Genomic DNA, 11,185 nt, shown 5'->3' on the forward strand with positions numbered 1-11,185 from the left:
CGGGTCAAGGAGTGGCAGGGCGACATCGTCTTCCTGCACGAGGTGGCGCCGGGCACGGCCGACCGGTCCTACGGCATCCATGTCGCCCGGCTGGCCGGGCTGCCTGCAGCCGTGGTCGGCCGGGCGCAGGAGGTGCTGGAGGCGCTGGAGGCGGGCAAGGAGGGGCGCAGCGTCGCCCGGCTGGTCGACGACCTGCCGCTGTTCTCGGCCGCCGCCGCGCGCCCGACATCGGTGGCGGAAGCGGCACCCAAGGGCCCGTCGCAGCTCGAGACCGCGGTCGCCGGGCTCGACCCCGACGCGATGACCCCGCGCGAAGCGCTCGAACGGTTGTATGCTTTGAAGGCCTTGCTCATTTAAGACAAATCATGCCCGACGAGTCCGCATCGCCCATTGGCGCCCGTCCCGGCCTCCGGGGCCGCCTCCGCCGCCTGCTGCCCTATGGCGCCGCCACTGCGGCGCCGGCGGCCATGGCTCCGGTGCTGGCCGAGACCTGGCATGGCCAGACCATCCAGGCGCCGCTCGACATCGTCGATCCGGCGGCGCTGGAGCGGCGGCTGAACGAGGCGGCGGACAAGGCGGACGCGCAGGGGCAGCGGGCCGAGATCCTGGCGGCGCTGCGCGAGGCGCTGGCGGCCGGCCGCGCCGTGATCCGCCGCCGCTTCGTCGAGGAGGCGGGATCGGCCGATGCCTGCGTCGCCGAAACCGCCTATCTGATGGATGTGCTGATCGGCGGGCTGGCCTCGCTGACCGTGTCGCGGCTGTTCCCGGTCTCGAACCCGACGGTGGGCGAGCGCTTCGCCGTCGCCGCGGTCGGCGGCTACGGCCGGGGCGAGCTGGCGCCCTTCTCCGACATCGACCTGCTGTTCCTGCTGCCCTACAAGCGCAACCCGCGGGTCGAGCAGGTGGTGGAGTACATGCTCTACCTGCTGTGGGATCTGGGGCTGAAAGTCGGCCATTCCGTGCGCTCGGTCGATGACAGCCTGCGCCTGGCCCGCACCGACACCACCATCTGCACCAGCCTGATGGAGACGCGGCTGCTGTGGGGCGAGCATTCGCTCTACGACACGCTGCGCCGCCGCTTCGTCGAGGAGGTGGCGGCCGGCACCGGCGCCGCCTTCACCGAGGCCAAGCTGGCCGAGCGCGACGCCCGCCACCGCCGCATGGGCGACAGCCGCTATGTGCTGGAGCCGAATGTGAAGGAAGGCAAGGGCGGCCTGCGCGACCTGCAGACGCTGTTCTGGATCGGCAAGTACCTGTACCAGGTCGACGATGTCGACGGGCTGGTCGCCAAGGGCGTGCTGACGGGGGAGGAGGCGCGCCGCTTCCGCCGGTCGGAGAGCTTCCTCCTGGCCGTGCGCTGCCATCTGCACTACCTGACCGGCCGGGCCGAGGACCGCCTGACCTTCGACCTGCAGCCGGAGCTGGCGCGCGTCGCCGGCTATACCGACCATGCCGGCGCCAAGGGCGTCGAGCGGCTGATGAAGCACTACTTCCTGGTGGCCAAGGAGGTCGGCAACCTCACCCGGATCTTCTGCGCGGCGCTAGAGGCGGAAAGCCAGCGCCGGCCGAAGCGGGGCCTGGCCTTCCTGGGCTTCTCGGCGCCGCTGGTCGACGGGCTGCCGCTGGACGGCGACCGCGTCAGCCTGGCCGGGGAGAAGCAGATCCGCGAGCATCCGGTCGACATCATCCGGCTGTTCCGGGTGGCTCAAGCGCGCGACCTCGACATTCATCCGGCGGCGCTGAAGCTGATCACCCGCAACATCGACCTGATCGCGGGCCTGCGCGACGACCCGGAGGCGAACCGCATCTTCCTCGAGATCCTGACGGCGGAGCAGGACCCCGAGATCCCGCTGCGGCGGATGAACGAGGCCGGCGTGCTGGGCCGCTTCATCCCGGATTTCGGCCGGGTCGTGGCCCAGATGCAGTACGACATGTACCACACCTACACGGTGGACGAGCACACGCTGTTCGCGCTCGGCATCCTGCACCGGATCGAGACCGGCGCGGCGGCGGAGACGCTGCCGCTGGCCACCCAGGTGATGCGCAAGACCGGGTCGCGCCGGGCGCTCTATGTCGCGCTCCTGTGCCACGACATCGCCAAGGGTCGCGGCGGCGACCATTCGATCCTGGGCGCGCGGGTGGTGCGCAAGCTCGGCCCCCGTTTCGGCCTGACGCCGGAGGAGACCGAGACGGCGCAGTGGCTGGTGCGCTGGCACCTTCTGCTCAGCGACACCGCCTTCAAGCGCGACATCGAGGACGAGAAGACCGTCCAGGACTTCGCCGCCGCGGTGGAAAGCCCGGAGCGGCTGCGCCTGCTGCTGGTGCTGACCGCGGCCGATATCAGCGCCGTCGGACCCGGCCGCTGGACCGCGTGGAAGGCGACGCTGATGTCCGAGCTGTACCATCGGGCCGACGAGCGGCTGTCCGGCGCCGACGAGGCGGTCGGGGTCGAGCATCGCGTCGATCAGGCCAAGGACCTGCTGCGCCAGGCGCTGGCCGACTGGCCGCCGGAGGCGGTCGAGGCCTATCTCGGCAAGGCCAGCCGCGCCTATTGGCTGGCTTTCGACGGTGCCACCCAGGCCCGCCATGCCCGGCTGGTGCGGGCGGCGGACGAGGCGAAGGAGCCGCTGGCGATCGACATCCAGGTCGACCAGAAGCGCACGGTGGCCGAGCTGACCATCCACACCGCCGACCATCCCGGCCTATTCTCGCGCCTGGCCGGCGCCATCGCCGTCTCCGGCGGCACCATCGTCGAGGCCAAGATCTTCACCTTCGCCGACGGCATGGCGCTCGACACCTTCCTGGTCCAGGACGCGGTCGAGGGCGGCGCCTTCGACGCGCCGGAGAAGCTGGCCCGGGTCAAGGTCTCGATCGAGCGCAGCCTGTCCGGCGAGATGAAGATGTCGGCGGAACTGGAGCGGCGGCACCGCAGCTATCCGCGGCTGCACTCGGTGTCGATCGCGCCGCGCGTGCTGATCGACAACGAAGCCAGCCGCACCCACACGGTGATCGAGCTGAACGGCCGCGACCGGCCGGGCCTGCTGCACGCCATGGGCCGGGCACTGACCGGGCTGGGGCTGCAGATCTCCTCGGCCAAGATCTCGACCTTCGGCGCCCGTGCCGTCGACGTGTTCTACGTCAAGGACGTGTTCGGGCTGAAGGTGACGCACGAGGCCAAGCTGGCGCAGATCCGCAGCACGCTGGGCGAGGTGCTGGCCGACCCGGTGGCGAAGCCGCTGGCCGCCCCCAAGCGCCGCCCCCGCGCCCGCCGGTCCGCGGCATGAGCGACGGTCCGTCGACCGCCGCCCGGGCCGAGCGCATCGCCGTGATCGGGCTCGGCTATGTCGGGCTGCCGGTGGCGCTGGGCTTCGCCCGGCGATTTCCGGGCACCATCGGCTTCGACATCGATCCCGCCCGAATCGCCGCCCTGCGCGAAGGCCATGACGTCACCGGCGAGGTCGAAGCCGCGGATCTCATCGGCAGCGGCCTGGCCGTCACCGCCGACCCGGCGGAGCTCGCCGGCGCCAGCTTCTTCGTCGCCACGGTGCCGACGCCGATCGATGCCGAGCGCCGGCCGGATTTCGGGCCGCTGCTGCGCGCCTGCGAGACCATCGGCGGGGCGCTGACACCGGGCGCCGTCGTGGTGTTCGAATCCACCGTCTATCCCGGCGCCACCGAGGATGTGTGCGGCCCGGCCCTGGCCCGCGCCTCCGGCCTGCGCGCGGGCATCGACTTCGCCCTGGCCTATTCGCCGGAGCGGATCAACCCCGGCGACCGCGCCCACCGGCTGGAGAGCATCGTCAAGGTCGTGTCCGGCCAGGATGCGGCGACGCTGGAGCGGGTGGCTGCCGCCTATGGCGCCATCGTCCCAGCCGGGCTGCACCGGGCGCCGTCGATCCGCGTGGCCGAGGCGGCGAAGGTGATCGAGAACACCCAGCGCGATCTCAACATCGCGCTGATGAACGAGCTGGCGATGATCTTCGACCGCCTCGGCCTGCGCACGGCCGAGGTGCTGGCCGCCGCCGGCACCAAATGGAACTTCCTAAAGTTCCAGCCCGGCCTGGTCGGCGGCCACTGCATCGGCGTCGACCCCTACTACCTGACCGCCAAGGCCGAGGCGGTGGGCTACCGGCCGGAGATGATCCTGGCCGGCCGCCGCATCAACGACCAGATGGGCGCCTTCCTGGCCGGCAAGCTGGTCAAGGTGCTGGCGCGCCAGGGCCGCACCATCCTCGGCGCCCGGGTCGGCATCCTCGGCCTGACCTTCAAGGAGAACGTGTCCGACCTGCGCAACAGCCGGGTGCCGGATATCGTGGCCGAGCTGCGGACCTACGGCATCGACCCGCTGGTGCACGACCCGCTGGCCGATCGGGATCGGGCGCGGCATGAATACGGGCTGGAGCTCGCCGGGCTCGACGCCTTCCGCGATCTCGACGCGCTGGTGCTGGCGGTGCCGCACCGTGCCTATCTCGACCGGCCGCGCGACGCATTCTGGGCTTGCCTCAGGGACGGCGGCCTGGTGATGGATGTGAAATCGGCGCTGGACCCGGCAAGCGTGCCGTCCAGCCTGGCCTATTGGAGCCTTTGATGCCTGCCCCGGTCGACACCTCTGAGCCGATCCTGGTCACCGGGGCCGCCGGCTTCATCGGCTTCGCCCTGGCCCGGCGGCTGCTCGACGCCGGGCTGCGGGTGGTCGGGGTCGACAATCTCAGCCCCTATTACGACGTGCGGCTGAAGGAGGCGCGGCTGGAGCAGCTGGCCGGGAAGCCAGGCTTCGCCTTCCGCCGGCTCGACATCGCCGACCGGCCGGGCATGGCCAAACTGTTCGCCGAGGTGAAGCCGGGCCGGGTGGCGCATCTCGCCGCCCAGGCGGGGGTGCGGCACTCGCTGACCCATCCCGAGAGCTATGTCGATTCGAACGTCGTCGGCTTCCTCAACGTGCTGGAGGGCTGCCGCCATCACGGCGTGCGCCACCTGGTCTATGCCTCCTCCAGCTCGGTCTACGGCGCCAACACGGCGATGCCGTTCTCGGTGCGCCAGAACGTCGACCATCCGCTCAGCCTCTACGCCGCGACCAAAAAGGCGAACGAGCTGATGGCGCATTCCTACAGCCATCTCTACGGCCTGCCGGTGACGGGGCTGCGCTTCTTCACCGCCTACGGCCCCTGGGGCCGGCCGGACATGGCGATGTTCCTGTTCACCCGCGCCATCCTGGAAGGCCGGCCGATCGAGGTGTTCAACCACGGCCATATGCTGCGCGACTTCACCTATGTCGACGACCTGGTCGAGGGCGTGGCCCGGGTGCTGGACCGCGTGCCGCAGCCCGACCCCGCCTGGTCCGGCGACCGGCCGAACCCGGCCTCCAGCACCGCGCCCTACCGCCTGTACAACATCGGCAACACCCGGCCGGTGGCGCTCTTGGACATGATCAAGGTGCTGGAGCAAGCGCTGGGCCGCGAGGCGCAGAAGCTGTTCCGCGACCTGCAGCCCGGCGACGTGCCCGAGACCTATGCCGATGTCGAGGAGCTGGAGGCGGCGGTCGATTATCGCCCCTCGACCCCGATCGAGGTCGGCATCCCACGCTTCGTCGAGTGGTACCGCGGCTTTTACGGCGGGTGAGCGCCTGTCACTCCCTCACACCGGGATAACCGTCATGGCGAGCCCCGAAGGGGCGTGGCCATCCAGGGGCCGGTGCGAGCGGCCCTGGATGGCCACGGCGCTGCGCGCCTCGCCATGACGGGAAGGGGATCGAAGATCCGACCCGGAAGGCAGCCGATCACAGATCCTTCGGGACCATTGCCTGGACGTCGGCGCCGTTGATCAGGATCTTGCCGGACGAGTCGATCACGATCTCATAGTCGCGTGCGGACTTGCCGTCCGGCGTCGTCGTCTGCCGGCCCGGCACCTGCAGCATGGTCAGCCCCGTGGCGGCCTGGCTGGCCTTGGGATCGGCCTGCAGCGCCTCGACCAGCCCGTCGATGCCGGTCAGGCGCAGCTGCAGGGCCGCTGTCATTTTGCGCAGGGCGTCGGGATCGAGCGCTGTCGTGCCCTTGAGGTCCAGGGCGCCCTGCGGCGCCGTCAACCGGAAGGCATCGTAATGTACGGTGAAGCCCGATGAGGGCGGTTCGAAACCCTTCGTCTCGCCGCCACTCGGGAGCAGCCTCCGGACCGCTATGCTCCGCATCGGCAGGTCACTCATGGAGATTTGGACGGTGCCCTCGACCGGGATCCAATCGGCATAGCGGGGCGGCGGCTGGATCTCGATGCCTTGGCCATCCAATCGGCCGGTGAATCGCCCGCTATCCGTGGCGGCGTCCAACTCCGCTCCGCCGATAGCCAGGCTATCGATCTTCACCGTTGCAGCCGGAGTCGACGCGCTCAACCCGTTCGCGGTGACGGTCATGTGGCTCCTAGTCGGCAAACCGTCGGCATAGGCGTCCTGCAGCGCCCGTATGGCGGGATCGCCGGCCGCGTCGGCCGATGCCGCTCTGCTGTCGAAGCGCTTCGCCAAGCCGGTGGCGGCGTTCGTCATGGCTGGCATGTCGGTCGCCTCGGCCCCGACGTCGTAGACAATCCTGTCCGCGCTGAGCGGGCCAAAACCGTCCTTCAACTGCAGGGACACACCTTCGAGGACGAAGTTGGAGCCCAGGTCCGAGCGTCTCCCCGCCACCGCCTTGCGGTTGCCGGCAAGGGTCAGCCGTTCTATCCGCAACCGGCTTGCCGCTCCGTCGTCTCCCATCGTTACCTGGTCCAGGACGGTGCTCACCTCGATGACGGCGGGATCCCGCAGATCGACGGACCCGCTGGTCTGGCGGCGCCCGACCGTGATCGGCGAGGGTGTCGCGCCAGGGACCTGAAAGCGGCAGTTCAGCGCGGCGTCTCCACTCAGCGCATATCGGCCGCCCTCGGCTGCTGTCGCGCGCATCTGATCGGGATCGCAGATGATGAAGAAGCGAAAGCGGTCCTGCCCGAAGCCGTCGAAAACCCGGGCCCGCGTGCCGGGTATTGTGATGCGGTAGCCATCGCCGTCCGGCTCGACCCGCCATGATCCGATCGATTGGAAGCCGAGCCTCGATACCAGATATTCGGACTCCGCCGACGTGAGGTCCTCGCCGGACGGCATCCAGGCTTCGAACGCCGCCTTCAGCTTCGCCGCCTCCTCCGCCGTCGCCTGGGCCCGGGCTGACCCGGCCGCGCATGCAAGCACCCCCAGGCCGAAGGCCAGGCACCGACTCCACCGCATCGTGTTGTTCTCCCCCGTTTCCGTCACTATGACTTTGGTCCGGGGGCGGGTGAAGCCGGATTCAGCCCCGCACCGCCGCCCGCCAGGCGCCGGGCGGGCCGCCGAAGGCGGCGCGGAAATGCCGGGTCAGATGGCTCGGATGGGTGAAGCCGCAGGCGGCGGCGATCTCGGCCAGCGGCCGGTCGCCCTCGGCCAGCAGCCGGCGGGCGCGGTCCAGCCGCCGGGCCAGCACATAGGCGTGCGGCGGCAGCCCGACCGAGGCGCGGAACATCCGGGCGAAGTGGAACTCCGACTGCCCGGCCGCCGCGGCCAGCCGGCCCAGGGTCAGCGGCTCGTCCAGCGCTGCCTCGATCAGCTCCAGCACCCGGCGGCGGAGATGCGGCGCCAGGCCGCCATCGAGGGCGGGGGAGGGGCGGCGGCGCAGCCGGTTGCCGGCGAGGTGGGCCAGCAGCTCGTGCCCGATCTGGGTGGCGGCCAGCGGCGCGTCGCCCCGGTCCCAGCCCAGCCGGACGAAGCCGCCCATCAGCCGCGCAGCCTGCGGGTCGTCGAAGAAGGTGTCGTCGGGCAGCGCCGTCTCGCGGATGTCGGCGTCATGCGCGGCTGCCCCCGCTGCGGCCAGGCTGCCGGTGTCGAAGTAGAAATGCAGGAACCGCATCGGGTTCTGCAGTGTCCAGTGCGATTCATGCTCCGCCGGCAGCAGGCAGAAGCGGCCGGGACCGCCGACCCGGTCGGGGAAGCCGATCCGCCGCGTGCCCTCGCCGCCCTCGAGATACAGGCTCAGCGTGTGGTGGCCGGGGCTGCGGTAGCCGGTGGTGTCATGCGCGTTGCGCCACTGCGCCAGGGTGAAGCCGTCGCCGATCTCGACCGCGCGCTCCAGCACCGCGCGCGACGACGCCAGCGCCGCGACCACGCCGTAGCGCGCCGCCAGCCGCTGCAGCAGGCCGTCATCAACCCTGGGTCCGTGCCGGTTCATCGTCCCGCCAGACTAGACCCGCGGCGCCCGTGGCACCATCCGCGCGGGTGAAACTGCGCAAGGATGTGCAATCGCGATGCCGCGGGCCGGCGCAGGGTGGGGCCGAGTTCCCGGAACCCCGATGCCGCCATGACCGCCGCCCTGTACCTGCTCGTCGTCCTGATCTGGGGCACCACCTGGATCGCCATCCACTATCAGATCGGCCCGGTGCCGGTGGAGCTGTCGATCCTCTACCGCTTCGCCCTTGCCGCGCTGGTGATGGGCCTGCTGCTGCTGGCGACCCGCCGGCGCGAGGCCCTGCGCCCGCGCGACCATCTGGTCTGCCTCGGCCAGGGGCTGGCACTGTTCAGCGGCAACTTCCTCCTGGTCTACCACGCCTCGGCCTATGTCCCGAGCGGCCTGGTCGCCGTCGCCTTCTCCACCGGCAGCGTCTGGACCGCGCTGTTCAGCCGGGTCGCGCTGGGCCAGCCCTTGAAGCCGCGCGTCCTGGCCGGCGGCGCCGTCGGGCTGGCCGGGCTGTGGCTGCTGTTCGGCATCGACCCGGCGCGGCTCGACCTACAGATGCTCTATGGCCTCGGCCTGGCGCTGGCCGGCACCATGGGCTTCGGCGCCGGCAGCGTCCTGGCGGTGGTGCATCGTCGCCGCGGCCTGACGCCCTGGACCACCACCGCCTGGGGCATGATGTACGGCGCGTTGATCCTCCTGGCCGTGGCGCTGGTCCAGGGCCTGCCCTGGCGCTTCGACCCGTCGCCGACCTATGTCGGGGCGCTGCTCTACCTCGCCATCCCGGGGTCGGTGGTCGCCTTCCTGGCCTATCTGACCCTGGTCGGCCGCATCGGCGCCGACAAGGCAGCCTATTCCAGCGTGCTGTTCCCGCTGGTGGCGCTGAACGTCTCGGCGGTGCTGGAGGGCTATGTCTGGACCGCGACGGCGGTCGTCGGGGTGGCGCTGGTGCTGCTCGGCAACGTCCTGGTCTTTGCCCGTCTGCCGGGCCGCCGCAACGGCGCGGCCGCCGCGAGCGCCTGAGGGTCAGAGGCCGCTATCGGGCCCTTCATCCTCGTACTGGGGAAGGGTCTCGTCGATTGCGTGCCAGGGGATTCGGGTCCCTACCCAGGCGTGCTGGCGCGGCCGCAGCGCCATCGGGTCGTCCAGCGTCGCCAGGCTGATGCCCATGGTCTTGCCCTCGGGCTCGAAACCCTCGAAGGCCAGCGGTGAGCCGCAATCGGCGCAGAACCAGCGCCGGCCGACCGGCGAGGAGCGGTAGCCGCGCGGCTGGCCCTTGATCCAGCGCACCCCGGCGAAGGGGCCGGTCGCCCAGGCCACGGCCGGGCTGCCGCTGGCCTTCTGGCATATCCGGCAGTGGCAGTAGTCGACGGACGCGACCGGCCCGTCGAGGCGGTAGCGCACGGCACCGCACAGGCAGCCGCCCTCCAGCGGGAAGAGAGGCTTGCCCCCGCTCACGGCCGGCCGATCACCATCGGCCGTCGCGACGGGCGGCTGCGGCGCCGGCCGATCGGCAGCGGCGGCAGGATCTCCGGCGCCGTCCGGCATTCCACCGGCTGCACCGGCGGGCGGCGCGGGGCGGGGGCGAAGACGGTGAGATAGGCGTCGAGCAGATGGTGGAACATGGCTGCCTCCTGGGCTTCAGCAGACTCTGCCGCTTCGCCCGCCCTTGCACAAACGCCGTTCCCTTGCAGCATCTGTAAGGAAAAGTTACAGATGGGCGATGCGCCCGCTGCCGCCGCTCAACGCCGTCCGTGCCTTCGAGGCCGCCGCCCGCCGCGGCAGCTTCACCGCCGCCGCGGCCGAGCTCGGCGTCAGCCATGCCGCGATCAGCCGCCATGTGCGCGGGCTGGAGGCGCGGCTGGGCGTGCCGCTGCTGCTGCGCGACGGCCGCGGCCTGGCGCCGACCGAGGCCGGGCGGGCCTTCGCCGCCGTGGTCGCCGACGCCTTCGACCGGCTGTCGCAGGGCATGGTGGCGATCGCGGCCGAGGCCGGGCGCGGCCGGCTGCGCCTGTCGGTCGAGCCCGCCTTCGCCGGGCGCTGGCTGGTGCCGCGGCTGGGCGACTTCCGCCAGAGCCATCCCGGCATCGACATCGAGCTCGACCCGACCCAGCGGCTGGTCGACCTGCGGGCCGAGCAGACCGACCTCGCCATCCGCTACGGCACCGGCGGCTGGTCCGGCGTGGTGGCCGAGCGGCTGGTGCGGGTGATGGACTATCCGGTCTGCACCCCGGCCCTGGCGCCGTCGCTGCGGCGGCCGGCCGATCTGCGCGGCCAGACCCTGCTGCATGACGAAAGCGCCCAGACCTGGGCGCTGTGGCTGCAGGCGGCGGGGGCGGAGGGCATCGACGCCACCCGCGGCCCGCGCTTCCACGACGTGGCGCTGGCGCTGGACGCCGCCGCGGCCGGGCAGGGCGTGGCGATGGGCGACGACGTGCTGTGCGCCCGCGACATCGCCGCCGGCCGGCTGGTGCGGCTGTTCGACGTCACGGTGACGCGCAACTGGTACTGGCTGGTGATGCCGGAGGGGCGCCGCCTGCCCCCCGCCGCCGGCGCCTTCCGCTCCTGGCTGCTGGGCTGCCTGCCGCCGGTGGAGGACGAAGGGTGAAGGGGCGTCGGAATTCGCCTCGAAAAGCCCGTTGACCCGGTCCCTGGGACCGCTCCGATAAGGGTGACGGTCAGCAACACGAGGTGAGACCGTGATCTCCTCCGCCCCCTTCCTCAACGCGTCCGAGGCCGCAAGGCGGCTCGGCGTGTCCGCCAAGGCGCTGCGGCTTTACGAGCAGCGCGGCCTGCTGCTCCCGGTCCGCAGCGCCGCCGGGTGGCGCGCCTACGGACCGGACCAGATGCACCGCGCCGGCGAGATCGCCGCGCTGCGCGCCCTCGGCTTCAGCCTGGCCCAGGTGGCGCGGGTGCTGCAGGGCGACCCGCAGGGGCTGGAGCCGGCGCTGGCGGCGCATCAGGCC

General features: G+C 71.5%; 10 protein-coding genes and 1 pseudogene. 7 read left to right on the plus strand and 4 right to left on the minus strand.

Translation table 11 applies throughout. The annotated features are described in order from the left end of the window. The 4 genes and pseudogenes from ABDW35_RS22320 to ABDW35_RS22335 form a co-directional block, all read left to right on the plus strand. A pseudogene (locus tag ABDW35_RS22320) lies at window positions 1–357 on the plus strand (DNA mismatch repair protein MutS); the annotation flags it as partial. Between the two features lie 8 nt (window positions 358–365). Continuing rightward, window positions 366–3,284 (plus strand): [protein-PII] uridylyltransferase, encoded by a 2,919-nt coding sequence (locus ABDW35_RS22325; protein WP_343716084.1) that lies wholly within the window; start codon window positions 366–368, stop codon window positions 3,282–3,284. Then, the gene (locus ABDW35_RS22330) at window positions 3,281–4,588 is read left to right on the plus strand and encodes a nucleotide sugar dehydrogenase (protein ID WP_343716085.1); all 1,308 of its coding nucleotides are present in this window, start codon (window positions 3,281–3,283) and stop codon (window positions 4,586–4,588) included. The genes ABDW35_RS22325 and ABDW35_RS22330 overlap by 4 nt, the downstream gene beginning before the upstream one ends. Next, complete coding sequence (locus ABDW35_RS22335; RefSeq protein ID WP_343716086.1) at window positions 4,588–5,619, plus strand: NAD-dependent epimerase; 1,032 nt, start codon at window positions 4,588–4,590, stop codon at window positions 5,617–5,619. Before ABDW35_RS22330 ends, ABDW35_RS22335 begins: the two co-directional genes overlap by 1 nt. 157 nt (window positions 5,620–5,776) lie before the next feature. On the opposite strand, the gene ABDW35_RS22340 is transcribed toward ABDW35_RS22335, so the two are convergent. Together ABDW35_RS22340 and ABDW35_RS22345 are read right to left on the minus strand one after the other, a co-directional pair. Continuing rightward, entirely contained in the window at window positions 5,777–7,243 is a 1,467-nt protein-coding gene (locus ABDW35_RS22340) for a DUF2125 domain-containing protein (RefSeq protein ID WP_343716087.1), read from the minus strand. 61 nt (window positions 7,244–7,304) lie between these two features. Further along, on the minus strand, window positions 7,305–8,216 hold the full coding sequence (locus tag ABDW35_RS22345; RefSeq protein ID WP_343716088.1) for an AraC family transcriptional regulator: 912 nt from the start codon (window positions 8,214–8,216) through the stop codon (window positions 7,305–7,307). A 129-nt stretch (window positions 8,217–8,345) separates the two neighbouring features. On the opposite strand from ABDW35_RS22345, the gene ABDW35_RS22350 reads away from it, so the two are divergent. Further along, the gene (locus ABDW35_RS22350; protein WP_343716089.1) at window positions 8,346–9,242 is read left to right on the plus strand and encodes a DMT family transporter; all 897 of its coding nucleotides are present in this window, start codon (window positions 8,346–8,348) and stop codon (window positions 9,240–9,242) included. Window positions 9,243–9,245: 3 nt separating this feature from the next. Here ABDW35_RS22350 and ABDW35_RS22355 read toward each other — a convergent pair whose 3' ends face one another. Both ABDW35_RS22355 and ABDW35_RS22360 read right to left on the minus strand, forming a co-directional pair. Further along, window positions 9,246–9,677 (minus strand): GFA family protein, encoded by a 432-nt coding sequence (locus ABDW35_RS22355; protein WP_343716090.1) that lies wholly within the window; start codon window positions 9,675–9,677, stop codon window positions 9,246–9,248. Further along, a complete protein-coding gene (locus ABDW35_RS22360) occupies window positions 9,674–9,844 on the minus strand; it encodes a hypothetical protein (protein WP_343716091.1) in 171 nt (56 codons plus the stop codon). The genes ABDW35_RS22355 and ABDW35_RS22360 overlap by 4 nt, the downstream gene beginning before the upstream one ends. 98 nt (window positions 9,845–9,942) lie before the next feature. On the opposite strand from ABDW35_RS22360, the gene gcvA reads away from it, so the two are divergent. Together gcvA and ABDW35_RS22370 are read left to right on the plus strand one after the other, a co-directional pair. Beyond that, window positions 9,943–10,827, plus strand: coding sequence for a transcriptional regulator GcvA (gcvA, locus tag ABDW35_RS22365; RefSeq protein ID WP_343716092.1), 885 nt, complete (start codon window positions 9,943–9,945; stop codon window positions 10,825–10,827). Between the two features lie 91 nt (window positions 10,828–10,918). Beyond that, window positions 10,919–11,185: MerR family transcriptional regulator (locus tag ABDW35_RS22370; protein WP_343716093.1), on the plus strand; the 267-nt coding region annotated here is incomplete at its 3' end.

It is taken from the genome of Inquilinus sp. (genome assembly GCF_039594555.1).
Classification (GTDB): Bacteria; Pseudomonadota; Alphaproteobacteria; order DSM-16000; family Inquilinaceae; genus Inquilinus.